Source organism: Microbacterium sp. MMO-10 (genome assembly GCF_037148715.1).
GTDB lineage: Bacteria > Actinomycetota > Actinomycetes > Actinomycetales > Microbacteriaceae > Microbacterium.
In genome coordinates this window covers 578851-598282 of the sequence record NZ_JBBCSV010000003.1, presented here as the reverse complement: position 1 = coordinate 598282, position 19432 = coordinate 578851, and the positions used below count along the sequence as shown (strand labels likewise).

Here is a 19432-nt window from a genome sequence, read left to right as displayed (position 1 = left end):
ATCCTTTCGGTGTCACATCATTGTGGGAGTTCTCGGCGGGCTCGGGATCGAGGGATCCCCGAACCCGAGCCCGCCGCGGGAGTCGTTCAGTCGACCGGGATCAGCGTGTACTTGGTCGACAGGTACTCGTGGATGCCCTCGAAGCCGCCCTCGCGGCCGACGCCGGACTGCTTGACGCCGCCGAAGGGGGCCGCCGCGTTGGAGACCACGCCCACGTTCAGACCCATCATGCCCGTCTCGAGCGCGTCGATCATCCGGTGTCCGCGCGCGAGGTCCTGCGTGAACACGTAGGAGACCAGGCCGTACTCGGTGTCGTTCGCGAGGCGCACGGCCTCCGCCTCGTCCGAGAACGTGGCGATCGCGAGAACCGGGCCGAAGATCTCCTCGCGGAGGATCTCGCTGCCGGCCTGCACGTTCGCGAGCACGGTCGGCTCGTAGAAGGATCCGACGCCGTCGAGCGCCTTGCCGCCGGAGAGCAGCGTCGCGCCGCGCTCCACGGCGTCGCCGACGAGCTCGGCGGCCTTGGCGACCGCGTCGTCGTCGATGAGCGGGCCGATGGTCACGCCCTCCTCGGTGCCGCGGCCGATCTTCATCGCGTTCACGCGCTCGGTGATGCGGCGGGCGAACTCGTCTGCCACGTCCCGGTGCACGATGAAGCGGTTGGCGGCGGTGCAGGCCTGGCCGATGTTGCGGAACTTCGCGGCGAGCGCGCCCTCGACGGCCTTGTCCAGATCCGCGTCCTCGAAGACGACGAACGGGGCGTTGCCGCCGAGCTCCATCGACACGCGCAGCACGCCCTCCGCCGCCTGGGCGATGAGCTTGCGGCCGACCTCGGTGGACCCGGTGAAGGACAGTTTGCGCAGCCGCGGGTCGGCGATGATCGGGGCCGACAGCGCGGACGAGCGCGACGTCTGCACGACGTTCACGACGCCGGCGGGCAGACCCGCCTCCTCGAGCAGCTTCACGAAGTACATCGTGGTGAGCGGGGTCAGTGCCGGGGGCTTGATGACCACGGTGCAGCCGGCGGCGAGCGCGGGCGCGATCTTGCGGGTCGCCATCGCGAACGGGAAGTTCCACGGCGTGACGAAGAACGACGGGCCCACGGGGCGCTGCGACACGACCATGCGGCCGGTGCCCTCGGGGTTCAGGCCGTAGCGGCCGGAGATGCGCACGGCCTCCTCGCTGAACCAGCGCAGGAACTCGCCGCCGTAGCCGACCTCGCCACGGGCCTCGGCCAGCGGCTTGCCCATCTCGACGGTCATGAGCAGCGCCAGGTCCTCCTTGTGCGCCTGCACCAGGTCGAACGCGCGGCGGAGGATGTCGCTGCGGGTGCGCGGCGGCGTGGCCGCCCATGCGTCCTGCGCGGCGACCGCCGCGTCGAGCGCCTTCATGCCGTCGGCGGGCGAGGCGTCGGCGATCGTGCGCACCACGTCGTTCGTGGCGGGGTCGCGCACGTCGAAGGTCTTGTCGCCCTCTGCGGCGATCCACTCACCGGCGATGTAGAGCCCCGTGGGGACGCTCTCCAGCAGGGTCTTCTCCAGATCGGTCATGCGATCCTCCTTGTCAGATGCTTCGATTCTCATGCAATCGGGTGGTGCGGATCCGATCAGGATCCAGAGTCTGCGCTGTCGTCCAGACGTGTGCGCGGAACGACGATCATCGGCACCGGGATGACGTCGAGCATCTTGGCCGCGGTCGATCCGAGGAACAGCCGCCGCGGCTGCGCGAGCCGGCTGGATCCGACGAGGATCAGCTCCCCGGGCAGCCATTCCAGCCGCGCGACGGCCTCCTCCACGGTGTCGCCCGGCGCCCGCTCGAGTTCGGCGCGGACACCGGCCGGCAGCTCCATCTCGGCCCGGGCGAGCACGTCCTCTCCGTGGGCGCCGCTCACCAGCCGGATGGCCTGCGGGTCGAACCCGCGGGGCACGTCGAAGGCGACGAGCGAGACCAGCCGCAGGGTCGCCGCGGTCGCGGCGGACAGTCCCACGGCCGCCTCCAGCAGCGCGTCGGCGCCGGGGCGGTTGCCGATCGCCGCCGTGATCCGCGGGATCGGCGCCTGCACGTCGGCGCTGTGCGCGAAGCCCGCCGGAGCGAGCGCGACCGGGATGGGCGAGGAGTGCAGCAGCGCCTGCGCGACGCTGCCCATCCGGTGCAGCCCGATCGTGGCGCCGTTGGCGGCGCCCACGACGATGAGCGCCGCGTCGAGCTGCTCGCCGGCGAGCACGAGCCCCTCCGCGAAGGAGTCGTTCTCGCGGGCGTGCGCGGTGTGCGCGACGTCGGCCGGGATCATCGCGGCCGCGGCGTCGAGCCACTGCTTCGCCTGTCCGTGGATGGGGCTCTCATGATCCGGCGCGCTGTCGCCGCCGCCGGGCACGACGATGAGCACATGCAGGTGCCGCCGCGTGGCGCGGGCGAGACGCACGCCCAGCGCCAGCGCGTCGGCACCGGTCTCCGTCGCCGTGTAGCCGACGACGATGGAGGTGGTCATCAGCCCTCAGCCGCTCCGACGGAGGCGACCTCGGCCGCGCGGGCGTCGGCGCCGTCCTCGCCGCGGTCCGCCTCGAGGATCTGCGCCGCCGCGAGGCGGCCCATGCGGATCGCGCCGTCGACGTGCTGGTAGCCGGCGCCGGCCATGTCGGAGCAGGCGAAGTGGATCGGGCCGACCGCGGAGCGGAGGTCCTTCCCGTAGCGGTGCAGGCCGCCCATGTCGAAGCTCGCCGCGTACGCGCCGCGGGTCCACTCCTCGGTGCCCCAGTCGCTCTCGTAGTAGACGACGGGGTTCTTCGCCTCGGGACCGTAGTAGTGCGAGAGCGACTCCAGGATCCGCTCCTTGCGCTCCTCGGCGGAGAGCTCGAAGAGGTCGTCGGCGTTCTGGTCGCTGACGAAGCCCACCAGGGTGCCGCGCTCGTCGCCGTGGTTGGTGTTGTCGTACGCCTCGTGCGAGAGCTCGTAGGGGCTGAACGCGGTGCCGGACAGGCCCTGCTCGCGCCAGAACGGACGGTCGTAGACGGCGTGCACCTTGATGACGAAGCCCATCGAGAGGTGCTGGTGCATCTGGTGCTGACGGCGCGGCAGCGGCGGCACGAACGAGATCCGGTCGTACAGCACGGGGGCGAGCGCGAGGACCGCGTGACGGGCGCGGACGGTGAGCGAGTCGGTCGTCGCCGTGACGCCGCTCTCGTCCCACTCCAGCGAGCGCACGGGCTGGTTGAGGAGCACGTCGTCGCCGAGACGCTCGGCGAGCAGCAGCGGAACCTGCTGCAGGCCGCCGATCACGCGCTTGTCGAGGATGAAGTCCGCGTCGACGAGGTGCGAGTACGACCCGGCGGACGCCGCCATGAGCAGCGACTGCAGCAGCGAGAACGCGTGCGTCGGCTTGGTGAGCATCGCGGATCCGGTCGCGAACGCGAGGTTGCGCACGGCCTCGTCGTCATCGGTCTGCTGGCGCAGCCACGCGTCCCAGGTGACGGAGTCCCACTCGGCCGCCTTCGGGTGCGCGTACGGGCGGTCCGGGTCGATCTCGGCGACCATGGCGTCGAGGCGCTCGGTGATCTCGGCGATGACCGCCTCGGTCTCGGCGGAGACCGGGAACATCTCGCCGGTGAAGCGGTGCAGCGTGCCGTCGGGGCCGACGTAGACGCTGTCGCCCTCGCGGTAGCGGCTGAACGTCTCCAGTCCCAGCTCGTCGATCGTCTCGATCAGCGCATCCTGGTCGGGAGAGACCCACTGGCCGCCGATCTCGAGCATGGCGCCGTCGATGACGTCGGTCCAGAGCCGGCCGCCGACCCGGTCGCGGGCCTCCAGCACCACGACCGACAGACCCGCCTTGCGCAGTTCGTTCGCGGCGGTGGTGCCTGCGGCGCCCGCTCCCACGATGAGCACGTCACGGGTGATATCGGCCAATTTCGACTCCTTCATCGGTCTGCACCGGTCGGTGCGCTGTGCAGGTCTCCCTGCGGTTCTTCATGGAAAAGTTGCCGGGCGCGATCCAGCATCCCCCGATCCCGATCGCGCCCGGACGTCTCAGTGGGCCGCGAGGGCCTCGGCGATGATGTCCAGACCCTCGTTGAGGAGGGCGTCGCCGATCGTCAGCGGCGGGAGGAAGCGGATCACGTTGCCGAACGTGCCGCAGGTGAGGACGATGACGCCCTGCGCGATCGCGGCCTTGGCGACCGCGCCGGTGAGGGCCGCGTCCGGGGCGCCCGTGGCCGGGTCGACGAACTCGGCGGCGATCATCGCACCGTGTCCGCGGATGTCGCCCACGCGCGGGTCGGCGGCCTGGAGGGCGCCGAGGCGGTTCTTGAGCAGTGCGCCGATCTCGGTGGCGCGCTCGAGCAGGCCCTCGGTCTCGTAGGCGTCGATCGCGGCGAGCGCGGCGGCGCAGGCCACCGGGTTGCCGCCGTACGTGCCGCCGAGGCCGCCGGAGTGCGAGGCGTCCATGATCTCGGCGCGGCCGGTCACCGCGGCCAGCGGCATGCCGCCGGCGATGCCCTTGGCGGTGGTGATCAGGTCGGGCTCGATGCCGAAGATCTCGCTCGCGAACATCGACCCGGTGCGGCCGAAGCCGGTCTGCACCTCGTCGGCGATGAAGACGACGCCGTTCGCGCGGCACCACTCCAGGATCGCGGGCAGGTAGCCGTCGGCGGGGACGATGAAGCCGCCCTCGCCCTGGATCGGCTCGATGATGACGGCGGCCAGGTTGTCGGCGCCGATCTGCTTCTCGAGCTGCAGGATCGTGCGGGCCGCCGCCTCGTTGCCGGACAGGCCGTCGCGGAACGGGTACGACGCCTGTGCGCGGTACACCTCGGGGGCGAACGGGCCGAAGCCGCTCTTGTAGGGCATGGCCTTGGCGGTGAGCGCCATGGTCAGGTTGGTGCGGCCGTGGTAGCCGTGGTCGAAGGCGACGACGGCCTGACGGCCGGTGTGCTTGCGGGCGATCTTGATCGCGTTCTCGACGGCCTCGGCGCCCGAGTTGAACAGCGCGGTCTTCTTCGCGAAGGCGCCGGGGGTGAGCCGGTTGAGGGCCTCGGCGACCTCGATGTAGGACTCGTACGGCGAGACCATGAAGCAGGTGTGCGTGAACTGGGCGGCCTGGGCCGCGATGGCGGCGGCGACCTTCGGGTGCGCGCTGCCGACCGTGGTCACGGCGATGCCGGAGCCGAGGTCGATGAGGGAGTTGCCGTCGGCGTCGACGACCACGCCGCCGCCCGCGGCGACCGCGGCGACCGGCACGGTGTGCCCGACGCCGGCCGGGACGGCCGATGCCTTGCGGGCGAGGATCTCTGCCGACCGGGGGCCGGGGAGCTCGGTGACGAGGCGGCGCTCCTGCGGAAGGGAGGGACCGCCGAGGGGAAGCGTTTCTGCCGATGCGTCGATGGTGCTCATGGCCTCGAGACTACGGAGGTCGCCGCCGCACAGCATTCGCCGAAGCGTACAATCTGGATGACGATTTCGCCGGAACGGCCACAACGGTATCGGCGCGGAAGGAGCGCACACGATGGAGCAGCAGCCGACCCTGCGCACCCTGCTCGGAAGGCGCGACCTGCACCTGCGCCTGGTCGGCGACGAGGCGGCGCTGCCGCCCGGATCCCTCGATCGGCCGCTGCGCTGGGTGCACAACTCCGACCTCACCGATCCCACGCCGTTCCTCGCCGAGGACATCGCCCTGCTGACGACCGGCACGCAGTTCGGCGACGACGACGAGGCGGGCGTGGGCGCGTACGTGCACCGCCTGGTGGATCGCGGCGTGGTGGCGCTCGGATTCGGCACCGAGGTGCACCGCAGCGGGATCCCGGCCGGCCTCGCCGCCGCCTGCGCCGCGTGGGGCCTGCCGCTGCTCGAGGTTCCCTACGGCACCCCGTTCATCGCCGTCGCGCGCGCCCATGCCGAGGCGATCGCGGCGCAGGCCTACGCACGACGCACCTGGGCGCTGGAGACGCAGCGAGCGCTGTCGGTCGCCGCCCTCCGCCCGCACGGGCTGGAATCGACGCTCACCGAGCTCTCCCGCCGGCTCGGATGCTGGGTCGGCATGTACGACGCCGCCGGGCAGCTCGTGCACGAGCATCCCGCCGACGGATCCTCCCCCGCGCTCGACGAGGCCGCAGCCGATCTGCTGGTCCGCGGGGGATCCGCGAACCGCGTCGTCCAGGCCGGCGAGGCCGCCCACACGCTGCTGACGGTGGGACGGGCCGGGCACCTGCGCGGGGTCGTCGCGATCGCGAGCGGCACCCTGGATCCCGAGACCCGCGGAGTCGTGACCTCCGTCATCGCGATGGCCGGGCTCTCGCTCGAGCAGAGCCAGCAGCTCGAGCGCAGCCGGCGTCGGCTGCACCGGCAGCTGCTCGCCTCTCTGCTCGCCGACGACCCCACGCTCGCGCGCCGGGTCCTGGGCGCGCTCCCGCCCGCCCCCATCGTGGTGGCCGTCGCCGCCGGTCAGCGCCAGAGCGCGGTCGTGGAGTGGTGGGAGCGCCAGCCCGCCGACGCCCCCGCGGCGTTCCTCGCCGAGTCCGAGGAGGGGCTGGTGATGTGCCTCGCGGTCGGCGACGCCGGGCTGCTGGACGAGGTCGCGGCGCGCACCGGCGTGCGCATCGGCGCCTCGGCCCCGGAGGAGTACACCGGCTTCTCCCGAGCGCACGCCCAGGCGCTCACGGCCCTGCGGCGCTCGGGCGACGCCGGCGTCGCCCGCTACGCGGACACCGCGGAGACCAGCGTGCTGGCGGCCTTCGCCACCGACGAGGCGCGGCTCATCGCGGAGTCGCTGCTGGCGCCGCTGCGGCAGCACGACGCCCAGGAGGGAGCCGAGCTCGAGCGGTCGCTGCGGGTGTGGCTGGAGCACGACACCCGCCTGGAGCCCGCCGCCGCCGCGCTCGGCGTGCATCGGCACACGCTGCGCACCCGGATCGGCCAGGCCGCGATGATCCTCGACGCCGACCTCACGTCGTTCCCCGCACGGGCCGAGCTCTGGGCGGCCCTGCGCACCGCGGGCGACCAGTGACGCAGGTGGTGCGCTCGCCCCGCTGAGGCGGGGCGTTCGCGGGTGAGGTGGCGCCCACGCGGGTCGTCACCTCGCCAGCGCCGCCAGCATCTCCGCAGCCGTGCCGGAGAAGATCGGGCCGTGCCCGACGACGATCGACCGTTCGGGCAGAGCGCGCAGACGCTCCAGGCTGACCGGGGTCTGCGCCGGGTCGTCGCTGAACGGACCGACCTGCACGTCCGAGGAGCCGTTGAGCACGTGCCTCGTCGTGATCGCATCGCCCACGAAGATCGCGTCCACCGCGGGCACGCGGATCGCGACGGATCCGGCCGAGTGCCCCGGCAGGGCGATGATCTCCGGGGATCCGGGCAGGTCCAGCACCTCCCCGTCCTGCACGGTGCGCACCGCGCCGAGGTGCTTCGGCCGCAGGCCGCCGCGGCGCAGCGCGGCGGCGAGGAACTGCACGGTCGGGCCCAGGCGCATCTTCCCGCCCGAGGCCGACGCCGTCTTCTCCCCCTGGGCCCGCCCCGCATCGGCCTCGTGCACGAAGGTCGGCACTCCGTGCTCGGTGCGCAGCCATTCCGCGACGCCGATGTGGTCGCTGTCGCCGTGGGTCAGCACGACGCCGCGGATGTCGGAGACGCTGCGCCCCGCGGCCGCGAGCGCCTGCTGCAGGATCCGGCGATCGCCCGGGAGTCCCGCGTCGATGAGCGTGACGCCCTCGTCGGTGACGACGGCGTGCATGGCGACGATGTCGTCGCCGATCCGGAGGAGTTCTGCGTTCATGATGGCTACGTTATATAGCTATCATGGCTACTGTCAATAGCCTTATGATGAAGGTCATCCGCACCGAGCCGAAGCGCACCGCAGAGGAGGAACCGATGCCGGCACCCCAGCGCGTCACCCGCGCCGCCCTCACCGCCGCCGCCCGCACGATCGCCGAGCGCGACGGGATCGACGCCGTCACCATCAGCGCCGTGGCCGCGGCCGTCGGCGTGCGCGCGCCCAGCCTGTACAAGCACGTGACGCACCGGCACGACCTGCTCCGGCTCATCGCCGACGACGCGGCCCGCGAGCTCGGCGACGACATCGCCGCCCTCGCCGGATCCGCCGCAGACCCCGCCACCGCCCTCACCGCGATCGGCCACGCGTTCCGGGCGTTCAGCGCGCGCTCCCCCCGTGCCGCATCCCTGCTGTTCTCCGGGGCGGCGCTCAGCGCTGAGCCGGCGTCCGAGTCGATGAGCGCGCTGACCGCGACGCTCCTCGACGCCGTGCGCGCCTCGACTCCGGGCGATCCGCTCCCCGCCGCACGGACCTTGACCGCCTGGGCGCACGGCTTCTGCACCATGGAGCAGGCCGGGGCCTTCCGGCTCGGCGGCGACGTGGACGAGGCGTTCGAGTTCGGCCTCGCGACCCTCGTGGCGGCGCTGACGGACCTCCGCGCCGCGCCGGAGACGCCGCGTCGGGAGACCGTGCACGATTCAGGCCGTCTTCAGGCCGAGGCCGCAGGCCGGCGCGGAAACACGCGACTCTGATCCGCGCCTAAGACCATCCAGCCTGAATTACGCACACGGCGTCGAGCGGAACCGACCGACGAAGCCCCGCCGGGGCCGCTCAGGCGGGCGCGTGCGCCTCGAGGAACTCGTACACATCGGTCGTGTCGACGCCGGGGAACGCCCCGGTCGGCAGGGTGGCCAGCAGCGTCCGCGGGGTGCGCACGTTCGGCCAGGACTGCTCGCGCCACCGTGCCTCGAGGTCGGCGGGAGCCCGCCGGCAGCACACCTCGACGGAGTGCTTCGAGACACCGCGGTTGGGCGTGTCCCGCCCGATGAACCACTTCGTGTCGTCGAAGCGCACGCCGACGCTCACCGAGTGCAGGCCCTCGCTCGACGGCTCCACGCGCGCCGTGCACCAGTACGTGCCGTTGCCGGTGTCGGTGTACTGGTAGTACGGGTTGAAGCGGTCCTCCTCCTCGAACACGACCCGGCTCGTCCACTTGCGGCAGCACATCTGCCCCTCGATGGATCCGAGCCGATCGGTCGGGAAGTTCACGTCGTCGTTCTCGTACGCCTTCGTGATCGTGCCGGACTCGTGCACCTTGAGGAAGTGCACGGGGATGTCGAGGTGCCGGGTGGCGAGGTTCGTGAACCGGTGCGCCGCGGTCTCGTACGACACGGAATAGGCGTCGCGGAGGTCCTCGATGGAGATCGCCCGGCGCTCCTTCGCATCCTTCAGCACCGGGACCAGGTGCTCCTCGGGCATGAGCAGGGCGCCGGTGAGGTAGTTGGTCTCCACCCGCTGACGCAGGAACTCGGCATAGCTGCGGGGCTCGGAATGGCCGAGGATCCGGCTCGACAGCGCCTGCAGCACCGCCGTGCGCGCATCGCCCTTGCCCGGGACACGACTGGACAGGTACAGCCGCCCGTGAGCGAGGTCGGCCACGCTGCGGGTCGACTGCGGCAGGTCGGGCGCATAGTGCAGGGTGAACCCGAGGTGTGCGGCGATGTCGCTCGCGGTGCGCTGGGTGAGCGGGCCGCCGGGGTGCCGCACCGCGGCGAGGATCTCGGCCGCCTTCCGCTCCAGGTCGGCGAAGTGGTTGTCCTGGCTGCGCATGAGGTGGCGCAGCTCGAGGTTGGCCCGGCGCGCCTCCTCCGGGGTCGCGGCACGCTCGTCGCGCAGCCGCTCGATCTCCCCGTGCAGCGCGAGCAGCGCCTTGAGCGCCTCGTCGGGAACGGTCTTGGCGATCCGGAACGGGGCGATCCCGAGCGCCTGGAAGGTCTGCCCCTTCATCGCGCGCTCGACGGCGACCTCCATGCCGCTGCGCTCGTCGAGCGGCCCTTCGGCGAGGATCTGGTCGATCGTCGTGTCCAGCGCCCGCGCGATCGCCTGCAACTGGGTGAGCTTGGGCTCGCGCTTGCCGGTCTCGATCATGGAGACCTGGCTCGGCGCCCGGTCGATGGCCGTCGCGAGCTGCTCCAGGGTGAGGCCCGCGGCCGTGCGGAACTGCCGGATGCGGCGTCCGATCGTGAGGGCGTCGACCTCTTCACTCATGCGGGGCTCCTCGGGGTCTCGTTCCGGGTCGTCAGGGCCCGATTCTGTCACGAAAGCAGAATTCTCGACAAACTTCTCCCCGATTTCGGTCATTCCCGTTCCGGATCTTCACGCAGAGTGGTCACAAGCCACCCCGGCACCGATGCCGGACCGGATCCCACTCACGGAGGAGACAGATCATGACCATTCCCGCTGCGTCACCGACCGCCCCGATCCGGACCATCGGCACCGTCGTCGCGAACGCCGAGGGCCCCTCGATCCGCATCACCGGGCCGCTGCACGAGCGCTTCGGCGAGATCCTCACCCCCGCCGCACTCGCCTTCGTCACCGAGCTGCACCACCGCTTCGGCGGCCGCAGGCACGACCGCCTCGCCGACCGCATGCGTCGCCGCTTCGAGATCGGCAACGGCCACGACCCGCGGTTCCGCGACGACACCCGGCACATCCGCGAGGACGCCGACTGGCGCGTGGCGGGCGCGGGCCCCGGGCTCGAGGACCGCCGCGTCGAGATCACCGGCCCGACCGACCCCAAGATGACGATCAACGCGCTGAACTCGGGCGCGAAGGTGTGGCTGGCCGACCAGGAGGACGCGACGAGCCCCACCTGGCGCAACGTGATCGGCGGGCAGCTGTCGCTGCGCGACGCGATCCGCGGACGCCTGACATACACGAACGAGGACGGCAGGGAGTACCGCGTCACCGCCGAGCAGACGCCGACCATCGTGATGCGCCCGCGCGGCTGGCACCTCGTGGAGAAGCACCTGGAGTTCACCGACCGGACCGGCCGCCGGATGGACGCCTCGGGCTCCCTGGTCGACTTCGGCCTCCACTTCTTCCACAACGCCCAGACGCTCATCGACGCCGGCCGCGGACCGTACTTCTACCTCGCCAAGATCGAGTCGAGCGAGGAGGCGAAGCTCTGGAACGACGTGTTCACCTTCAGCGAGGACTACTTCGGGATCCCCCGCGGCACGATCCGCGCGACGGTGCTCATCGAGACGCTGCCCGCGGCGTTCGAGATGGAGGAGATCCTGTTCGAGCTGCGCGAGCACTGCGCGGGCCTGAACGCCGGCCGCTGGGACTACATCTTCTCGATCATCAAGAACTACCGCGGCCGCGGCGCCCGTTTCGTGCTGCCCGACCGCAGCGAGGTCACGATGACCGTCCCGTTCATGCGGGCGTACACCGAGCTGCTCGTGAAGACCTGCCACAAGCGCGGCGCCTTCGCGATCGGCGGCATGAGCGCCTTCATCCCGAACCGGCGCGACCCCGAGGTGACCGCCCGGGCCGTCGAGAAGGTCGCCGCCGACAAGAAGCGCGAGGCCGGCGACGGCTTCGACGGGACCTGGGTCGCCCACCCGGACCTGATCCCCACGGCGCAGGCCGAGTTCGACGCCGTGCTGGGAGAGCGCCCCAACCAGCTGGACCGGCAGCGCGACGACGTGCAGGTGCGCGCCGAGGACCTGCTCGACGTGCACATCGGCCGCCCGATCACCGCCGACGGCGTGCGCGACAACGTCTCCGTGGCGATCCGGTACCTCGAGGCGTGGCTGCGCGGCATCGGAGCGGTGGCGATCGACAACCTCATGGAGGACGCCGCGACGGCCGAGATCAGCCGTTCGCAGGTGTGGCAGTGGATCCACCAGGGGCAGACGACCCAGGAGGGCACCCTCATCACGGCGGAGTACGTCGAGGGTCTGATCTCGGCGCTGCTGGACGAGACCCCGCGCGCGGAGGGCGACCGCTTCGACGACGCGGCTGACGTCTTCCGCGAGGTGGCGCTGCGTCCGGAGTTCCCCGCGTTCCTCACCCTCGGCGCCTACGCCAAGCACCTCGTGGAGGACTGACCCGGCATCCGCCGGTCCCCCTGTGCCGAACTCCGTCGATTCCGCGCCTGCGGCGTTCCCACCGGTTACGCACGGCATGATCGACGGAGTTCGGCACATCCACGAGCGCAAGAGCACCGGCAGGTGCGAGAGCACAGGCAGGTGCGAGAGCACAGGCAGGAAGAACAGATGACCTCCACCGCAGACCTCTACGACGAGCAGGGCGAGGCCCTGCAGTCCCTCGCCCTGCAGCTGCGCGACTTCGGCGGCCGCGTCGCGTTCGAGGGCCCCCTCCGCACCGTGCGCTGCTTCCAGGACAACCAGCTCGTGAAGGAGCTGCTGGCCACCGACGGCGACGGCGCGGTGCTCGTGATCGACGGATCCGGCTCGCTCGGCACCGCGCTCATGGGCGACATGATCGCGGAGAGCGCCGTCGCGCACGGCTGGGCCGGCGTCCTCATCCACGGCGCGATCCGCGACAGCGCCGCGATCGGCCGCCTCCCCCTGGGAGTGAAGGCCCTCGGCACCAACCCGCGCAAGAGCGCGAAGACCGGATCCGGCGAGGTCGACGTCGTGCTGCGCTTCGGCGACGTCGAGTTCCGTCCCGGCGCCCGGCTGTACGCCGACCAGGACGGCGTGCTCGTCGAGCGCTGAGCGCTCGCGTCGCCGATCCGGGTCCGCCCGCCGCCGACGCGCCTACGCTGGAGGCATGAGCGCCCCCTCCGCACGGCAGGTCCTCTTCGAGGGCGTCGCCGACGAGTTCCTGCACGACTACCCGCGGGGCGCGCGTCTCGTCGCGATCGCGAGCCCCGACGCGGAGCGCTCCGCGGCGGCCGCCGAGAGCCTCCGCGAGGCGCTCGCCGCCCGAGGCGTCGACGCCCGCATCACCGAGCAGGACGGCCGCGGCGAGGACGCACTGCGTGCCGACGTCGTGACACCCTTCCGCTCCTCGGGCGCCGACGCCGTGCAGATCGTGTCCGGCACCCCGGGGCTGCTCGCCGAGCGCACCCGGGGTCTCTGGCACTTCTCGGTCTGGCTGATCGACGGCGGTGAGGTGCCGCACACCGCCGCCACGGCTCTCGTCGACGTGACGGATCCGGATGCCCCCGTCCGGCGACTGGCGGACTACTGCGCGGTTCCGCCGTCGTTCCTGACCTGACAGCGGCGCCCCCTCGCCATCGTTCGCCATGGCGGACAAATCGGCCCCGTTCTTGTACGTCACGGCCATTTCCCGCCAGAGGCCCCCGAGTACGCTGGGAGCGTGACCGAACGCGCGCCTCTCTCCCGCAAACTCTCCGCCATCGCCGAGTCCGCCACGCTGAAGGTGGACGCCAAAGCCAAGGCCCTCAAGGCCGAGGGCAAGCCCGTCGTCTCGTACGCCGCGGGCGAGCCCGACTTCGCCACGCCGCAGTTCATCGTCGACGCGGCCGCCGAAGCCCTGGCGAACCCGGCCAACTACCGCTACACCCCCGCGGCCGGCCTGCCCGAGCTGCGCGAGGCGATCGCCGCGAAGACGCTGCGCGACTCCGGCCTCGAGGTCTCGCCCTCGCAGGTGATCGTCACCAACGGCGGCAAGCAGTCCGTCTACCAGGCGTTCCAGGCCGTGGTGAACCCGGGCGACGAGGTGCTCCTGCCCGCGCCGTACTGGACCACCTACCCCGAGGCGATCCGCCTCGCGGACGGCGTCCCCGTCGAGGTCTTCGCCGGTGCCGACCAGGACTACAAGGTCACCGTCGACCAGCTCGAGGCCGCGCGCACCGACCGCACGACCGTGCTCGTGTTCGTCTCGCCGTCGAACCCGACCGGATCCGTGTACTCCCCCGAGGAGACCGCGGCGATCGCGGCCTGGGCGCTCGAGCACGGGATCTGGATCATCTCGGACGAGATCTACCAGAACCTCACCTACGAGGGCGTGAAGGCGACCTCCGTCGTCGAGGCCGTGCCCGAGGTCGCCGGTCAGACCATCCTGGTCAACGGCGTCGCCAAGACCTACGCGATGACCGGATGGCGCGTGGGCTGGATGGTGGGCCCGGCCGACGCGATCAAGATCGCCGGCAACCTGCAGTCGCACCTCACGAGCAACGTGAACAACGTCGCGCAGCGCGCCGCGATCGCCGCCCTGAACGGCCCGCAGACCGAGGCCGAGCAGATGCGCGAGGCGTTCGACCGCCGCCGCCGCCTGATCGTTTCCGAGCTGTCGAAGATCGACGGCCTCGTGGTGCCGAACCCGACCGGGGCGTTCTACGTCTACCCCGACGTGCAGGGCCTGCTCGGCCGCACCTGGGGCGGGGTGACCCCGACGACCTCGCTCGAGCTCGCCGACCTCATCCTCGACCAGGCCGAGGTCGCGGTGGTCCCGGGCGAGGCGTTCGGCCCGTCCGGCTACATCCGGATGTCCTACGCGCTCGGCGACGACCAGCTGCTCGAGGGCGTGCAGCGCCTGCAGCGCCTGTTCGCCTCCTGACGCCCGCGCTCAAACGTCGACGCCCCCTCGGGCTGTCCGCGCCCCTCCTGAGATCCGCAACTCAGAGGGGGCCTCGGCAGCGGGAGGGGGCGTCGACGTATCCGGCCGGCACCCGACGCGCACGGGCCGCGGTCAGTCCTCGTAGCCGACGAGCCAGCGCACACCGAAGCGGTCCACCAGGGTGCCGTCGTGGGCGCCCCACGGACGCTCCTGCAGCGGGTCGATCACCCGGCCGCCGTCTCCCAGCTGCGCGAACCAGTGCGTGAGGGTGGCCGCGTCGGCCGTGCCGAGCAGGGAGAAGTACATCCCGTTCATGTGCACGGCGTCCTCGTCCGGCGCGGCGTCCGCCGCGGCGAGCTCGACCGGGCCGCCGAGGAGCATGCCGTGCGCGATCGCATCGCCCGGGCCGTCGGCACGCCCGAACTCGGCGTAGGTGTGCAGCACCGCCTCGCCGCCGAAGATCGTCTGATAGAACGGCAGCGCATCGGCGGCGGTGCCGGGGAAGAGCAGGTAGGGAACGAGTCCGGTCATGTGCGCGATCCTACGCGGGCCGGATCCCCGCCACGAGCGAGGATCCGGCTCCGCCGCTACTCCTTGACGGAGCCGGCGGTCAGGCCCGCGACGATCCAGCGGCTCGCGACGGCGAAGAGCACCATCGTCGGCAGGATCGTGAGCACGGCCGCCGCGGACATGGATCCCCAGTCCACGTTGAACGTCGAGATGAAGCTGTTCAGCGCGGCGGGCACCGTGCGGTTCTCCTCCGACTGCATGAGCACGACGGAGAGGAACAGCTCGTTCCAGCAGTTCACGAAGTTGAAGATGAACGCGGCGATGATGCCGGGCGTCATCACGGGAACAAGGATCCGGAACAGCGCGCCCAGCCGCGAGCAGCCGTCGATCATGGCCGACTCCTCGAGCGCATCGGGCACGTTCTCGAAGAAGCCGCGCAGCATGACCGTGGAGAACGGGATGCAGACGGCGACGTAGACGAGGATCAGGCCGAACTTGCTGTCCACCAGTCCCAGGTCCGTCATCATCGTGTACAGCGGACCGAGGGCGATGAACGCCGGGATCATCTGCGTGAGCAGGAACACGATGAGCACCGTGCCCTTGCCGCGGAACTCGAAGCGCGCGATCACGTACGAGCTGAGCAGGGCGATGAGGGTGGAGGTCGCCCCCGCGACGAGCGAGACCAGCGCGGAGTTGCCCAGGAAGACGCCGAAGTTCGCGTCCGAGAACAGCTTCGCGTAGTTCTGCACGGAGGGCTGCGACGGCCAGTACTCGATCGGGAACTTGTTCACGGTCTGCGGAGACTTGAACGACGTGAGGACGATCCAGTACAGCGGGAACAGCGTGATCAGCAGCCAGAGCCCCAGCCCCACGGCCTTGGCGACTCCGCCCGCGGTGATCCGCCGGCGCGACGCGCGCGCGGGACGCGAGACCCCCGTGCCCGGCGCGGTGATGGTCATCGTGACGCTCATCGGGTGACCTTCCGCATCGCGAACAGGTAGAAGCCGCAGAACACGAACAGCAGCGCCATGACGATCAGTCCGATCGCGCTCGCCGTGCCGTAGTTGCCCTGCTGGGTGAAGGTGATCATCCAGGTGGTGATGATGTGCGTGCGCCCGGCGGGCCCGCCGCCGGTCATCGCCCAGATGATGTCGGGGAAGTTGAAGATCCAGATCACGCGCAGCAGCACCGTGAGCAGCAGCGTCGTGGAGATGTACGGGATGACGATCGAGAACAGCTGACGCGCCTTGCCTGCGCCGTCGAGGCTCGCGGCCTCCAGCACCTCGTCCGGCACCGACTGGAGGGCCGCGAGGATCATGATCGCGAAGAACGTCACGCCGTACCAGACGTTCGCGATGATCACCGCGATCATCGCGAGGCGCGGGTCGGCCAGCCACGGAAGCGGTGCGTGGATCAGCCCCGCCTTCATGAGCAGGTCGTTGACGACGCCGAACTCCGCGTTGAACATCCAGCGGAACAGCATGCCGATGAGGAATCCGGAGACGGCCCAGGGGAAGAACACGAGCGCCTGGTAGACGCCGCGGAAGCGGAACCGCTGCCGCAGGGCCAGCGCGATGAGGAATCCGATCACGAACTGCGGGACGAGGGATCCGACGACCCACAGCACGGTGTTGCCCGCGACGGTCGGGAAGACCGGGTCGGCGAGGACCTTCGCGAAGTTGTCGAAGCCGACGAACGGCGTCGAGGTGAGGTCCCACAGGTTGTAGTCGAGGAACGCCATCCGGGCGCCCTGCAGCATGGGCAGGTAGGTGAACCAGCACACGAACACGATCGCGGGAGCCAGGAAGGCGAGGATCGTGAGGGCGTGCCGGGAGCGGAACGCGGGGCGGCGCGCGCCTGCGGCGCCCCGCGGCGCGGGACCGGCGCCCGGCCGCGACCGGGTGGTCCGGCCGGCGGAGCCCGCCGGACCACCCGAAGCAGAGGTCGAGGTCACGACATCAGCCCTTCTTGTACTTCGCGGTCCAGTACTCGTCCCACGAGGCGAGCAGCTGCTTGGTGCTCATGTTCCCGAGCAGCACGCTCTGCACGTCCTGATCGGCCTTCTGGCTCCACTCGCTCCACCAGGCCACGCCGCGGGGCTGGTGCACCGTGACGTAGGTGTCGGGATCCTTCGTCATCGTGACGTAGGAGGCCCAGGGGCCCGTCGCGAAGAACGGATCCTTCGTGGCCGAGGTGACGATGGGAACCAGGCTGTTCTTCTGCGCGAACGTCGTGGCGGGCTTCTCCGAGGAGAGGAACTCGACGAGCTTCACGGCCGCCGCCTTGTTCTTGCTGCCCTGGGCGATGCCCCAGCCCGCGGTCGCGAAGGGCTGCGCCGCCTTGCCGCTCGGGCCGACGAGCAGCGGCGCGGTGGACCACTGGTCCTTGCCGAGGTTCGACGCCGAGACGGTCGCGATGACCTCGGGGTCCTGCAGCAGGAACCCGGTCGTGCCGTTCGTGAATCCGGCGACCATCTCCGGGTATCCCCAGGACACGGCGGACGGCGGGGACGCCTTCTTGAACAGATCGAAGTAGGTGTCCACGGCCTTCTGCGCATCGGGCGAGGAGAAGACGGTCTTCCCGCTCTTGAGGAGGAAGGCGTTGGTCGGGTCGAGATCGTCGATCGTGTACGAGTTGATCGCGGCGACCACGTTCGAGTTGGCGTTCTTCCCGCCGCGGAACGCGTAGCCGTACACGTTGTTCCCCGGATCCTGGATCTTCGAGGCCTGCTCGAGCAGGTCGTCCCAGGAGTGCGGGGGCGTGTCGAAGCCGGCCTGGGAGACGAGGTCGGTGCGGTAGAACAGCGACAGCCCGTAGAACCCGTAGGGCACGAACCAGGTCTTGCCGTCGGTCTTCGCGGCGTTGCGCGCGTTGTCGGTGAGTGCCGACCACCCGTCCCAGTTCTTCAGGTCGCCGGTCATGTCGTACAGCCACTTGTTGTTGGCGAACGGGCCGACGGTCAGATCGCGGACCTCGAGCACGTCGATGCCCTTGCCGGACTGCAGCATCTGCTGGATCGTCGTGTCGGCCTGCTCCGTCGGCGGGGAGACGAGCTTGACCGTGATGTCCGGGTTCTCCTTCTGGAAGTCGTCGAGGAGGCTGCGGATCAGCTTGGTGCGGTCGGGGTTGGTCAGGCTCTCCACCATCTGCAGGGTGACCTTGCCGTCGGCCGATCCGCCGCCGGAGGCGGATCCTGCGCCGGAGCAGGCCGTGAGCGAGAGCAGGGCCGCGATGCCCAGCCCCGCGATCGCGGTCAGTCGGGTGTGCTTTACCATTGAGGCGTCCTTTCGTTCGTGTGGGTGTTGCAGGTCCCCGGTCGGGTCACGACCGGGCGAGGGCGAGGATCCGCGGGACGCAGCGCTCGACGAACGCCTCGAAGTCGGATGCCTCGGTGTACAGGTGCACGGAGAGGCGGAAGTAGCCGATGCCGGCGAAGCTCGTGAACGCCGTCTCCACGCCGACCTCGTCGAACAGGCGCAGGCGCAGGTCGTCGGCCTCCTCGCGCGTGCGGCCGATCCCGCGCGGCAGCCGCAGCAGCCGCAGGGAGGGCGCCGGCATCGGCAGCTCGACCCGCACCGCGTCGTCGACGCCGTGCTGGAGCGACTCGGCGATGATCCGCTCGCCTTCGTCGGCGAGCTCGGTCATCGCCTCGCGCGCGCGCTGCCAGCCGAACTCGCGCTCGACGAAGTCGATCGCGGCAGGCGCGGCGAGGTAGGTCGTCGCGTCGATCGTGCCCTGCGTGTCGAAGCGGGAGGGATAGGGGTCGGTCGCCGCCCACGAGTCGATGAGGGGCCACAGCTCGTCCCGGTCCGCCGCCTGCGTGACGAGCACCGCGGATCCGCGCGGCGCGCACGACCACTTGTGCAGGTTGCCGAACCACCAGTCGCCGCCTCCGGCGACGGCCGCGTCCGCGATCAGGCCCGGCGCGTGCGCGCCGTCCACGAGCACGCGCGCTCCGCGCTCGTGCGCGAGCGCCGTGATCTCCGCCGTGGGCAGGCCGCGCCCGGTCGGCGAGGTGATCTGGTCGACGACGATGAGCCGGGTGCGGGGCCCGATCTCCTCGGCGAACCGCGCGAGCACGGTCTCGGCGTCGTCCAGGAGGCCGATCCCGACCGTGCGCACCCGGGCGCCGAACCGTCGCGCGAGCCGCGCGGCTCCCATCGTCACGGCGCCGTAGCCGTGGTCGGTCACGAGGATCTCATCGCCCTGCTCCAGGCGAAGCGCGTTGAACACGACGGTCGCCGCGGCCGACGCATTGGGAACGAAGACGAGATCGTCCGGATCCGCGCCGACGAAGGGGGCAGTGGCCTGCCGGGCGGCGGCGACCTTCTCCCCGAGCCGGGGGAACCAGCCGACCGGGTTGAGATCGGCCTCGTGGCGCCAGGCGTCCTGCTGGGCGACGACCTCGGTCGGCACCGCGCCGAACGATCCGTGGTTGAGGTGCACGACCCGGGGGTCGAGCGGCCATGCGTCGCGGGCGCGGTCATAGGAGGCGAGGCGCACAGGGGCGATGCGGGAGTCCGTACGGAGGTCGGGCATGCGGGTCTCATCCTTGAGGGGCGAAGAAAGCTGCGGGGTCAAATTGTCGCACAACTTTTGCACATACTC

At 71.0% G+C, this 19432-nt stretch carries 17 protein-coding genes; 6 read left to right on the top strand and 11 right to left on the bottom strand.

The window, feature by feature from the left end:
- Positions 1–86: 86 nt before the first annotated feature.
- The 4 genes from WFJ17_RS11595 to gabT form a co-directional block, all read right to left on the bottom strand.
- Positions 87–1550, bottom strand: a complete 1464-nt coding sequence (locus WFJ17_RS11595) for an NAD-dependent succinate-semialdehyde dehydrogenase (RefSeq protein ID WP_251438700.1) — start codon at positions 1548–1550, stop codon at positions 87–89.
- Between the two features lie 56 nt (positions 1551–1606).
- Entirely contained in the window at positions 1607–2488 is an 882-nt protein-coding gene (locus WFJ17_RS11590; protein WP_336648491.1) for a universal stress protein, read from the bottom strand.
- Positions 2488–3903 (bottom strand): flavin monoamine oxidase family protein, encoded by a 1416-nt coding sequence (locus WFJ17_RS11585; RefSeq protein ID WP_251438702.1) that lies wholly within the window; start codon positions 3901–3903, stop codon positions 2488–2490. The genes WFJ17_RS11590 and WFJ17_RS11585 overlap by 1 nt, the downstream gene beginning before the upstream one ends.
- Positions 3904–4023: 120 nt before the next feature.
- Positions 4024–5385, bottom strand: coding sequence for a 4-aminobutyrate--2-oxoglutarate transaminase (gene gabT, locus WFJ17_RS11580; protein ID WP_251438703.1), 1362 nt, complete (start codon positions 5383–5385; stop codon positions 4024–4026).
- Positions 5386–5497: 112 nt separating this feature from the next.
- Here gabT and WFJ17_RS11575 point away from each other — a divergent pair, with 112 nt between their 5' ends.
- The gene (locus WFJ17_RS11575) at positions 5498–6994 is read left to right on the top strand and encodes a helix-turn-helix domain-containing protein (protein ID WP_251438704.1); all 1497 of its coding nucleotides are present in this window, start codon (positions 5498–5500) and stop codon (positions 6992–6994) included.
- A 66-nt stretch (positions 6995–7060) separates the two neighbouring features.
- Here WFJ17_RS11575 and WFJ17_RS11570 read toward each other — a convergent pair whose 3' ends face one another.
- Positions 7061–7759, bottom strand: a complete 699-nt coding sequence (locus WFJ17_RS11570) for an MBL fold metallo-hydrolase (RefSeq protein ID WP_336648490.1) — start codon at positions 7757–7759, stop codon at positions 7061–7063.
- A gap of 23 nt (positions 7760–7782) precedes the next feature.
- Here WFJ17_RS11570 and WFJ17_RS11565 point away from each other — a divergent pair, with 23 nt between their 5' ends.
- Positions 7783–8508, top strand: a complete 726-nt coding sequence (locus WFJ17_RS11565; protein WP_295033749.1) for a TetR-like C-terminal domain-containing protein — start codon at positions 7783–7785, stop codon at positions 8506–8508.
- Between the two features lie 79 nt (positions 8509–8587).
- On the opposite strand, the gene WFJ17_RS11560 is transcribed toward WFJ17_RS11565, so the two are convergent.
- A complete protein-coding gene (locus WFJ17_RS11560; protein WP_251438707.1) occupies positions 8588–10024 on the bottom strand; it encodes a helix-turn-helix transcriptional regulator in 1437 nt (478 codons plus the stop codon).
- Between the two features lie 179 nt (positions 10025–10203).
- Between WFJ17_RS11560 and aceB the strand changes: the two genes are divergently transcribed.
- The 4 genes from aceB to WFJ17_RS11540 all read left to right on the top strand — a co-directional run bounded on the left by aceB (position 10204) and on the right by WFJ17_RS11540 (position 14314).
- On the top strand, positions 10204–11871 hold the full coding sequence (gene aceB / locus WFJ17_RS11555) for a malate synthase A (protein ID WP_336648489.1): 1668 nt from the start codon (positions 10204–10206) through the stop codon (positions 11869–11871).
- A gap of 168 nt (positions 11872–12039) precedes the next feature.
- Entirely contained in the window at positions 12040–12504 is a 465-nt protein-coding gene (gene rraA, locus WFJ17_RS11550; RefSeq protein WP_336648488.1) for a ribonuclease E activity regulator RraA, read from the top strand.
- A gap of 55 nt (positions 12505–12559) precedes the next feature.
- Positions 12560–13009, top strand: a complete 450-nt coding sequence (locus WFJ17_RS11545; protein WP_336648487.1) for a hypothetical protein — start codon at positions 12560–12562, stop codon at positions 13007–13009.
- A gap of 102 nt (positions 13010–13111) precedes the next feature.
- On the top strand, positions 13112–14314 hold the full coding sequence (locus WFJ17_RS11540; RefSeq protein WP_292885106.1) for a pyridoxal phosphate-dependent aminotransferase: 1203 nt from the start codon (positions 13112–13114) through the stop codon (positions 14312–14314).
- 132 nt (positions 14315–14446) lie between these two features.
- Here the strand turns inward: WFJ17_RS11540 and WFJ17_RS11535 are convergent, their stop codons facing one another.
- The 5 genes from WFJ17_RS11535 to WFJ17_RS11515 are packed head-to-tail and all read right to left on the bottom strand — an operon-like array spanning position 14447 to position 19363.
- Positions 14447–14845 (bottom strand): VOC family protein, encoded by a 399-nt coding sequence (locus tag WFJ17_RS11535; RefSeq protein ID WP_251438712.1) that lies wholly within the window; start codon positions 14843–14845, stop codon positions 14447–14449.
- Between the two features lie 56 nt (positions 14846–14901).
- Positions 14902–15783, bottom strand: coding sequence for a carbohydrate ABC transporter permease (locus WFJ17_RS11530; RefSeq protein ID WP_336647309.1), 882 nt, complete (start codon positions 15781–15783; stop codon positions 14902–14904).
- Between the two features lie 8 nt (positions 15784–15791).
- Positions 15792–16778, bottom strand: coding sequence for a carbohydrate ABC transporter permease (locus WFJ17_RS11525; RefSeq protein WP_251438714.1), 987 nt, complete (start codon positions 16776–16778; stop codon positions 15792–15794).
- A 4-nt stretch (positions 16779–16782) separates the two neighbouring features.
- Entirely contained in the window at positions 16783–18099 is a 1317-nt protein-coding gene (locus WFJ17_RS11520; protein WP_251438715.1) for an ABC transporter substrate-binding protein, read from the bottom strand.
- Between the two features lie 46 nt (positions 18100–18145).
- On the bottom strand, positions 18146–19363 hold the full coding sequence (locus tag WFJ17_RS11515) for an aminotransferase class V-fold PLP-dependent enzyme (RefSeq protein ID WP_336648486.1): 1218 nt from the start codon (positions 19361–19363) through the stop codon (positions 18146–18148).
- Positions 19364–19432 lie beyond the last annotated feature (69 nt).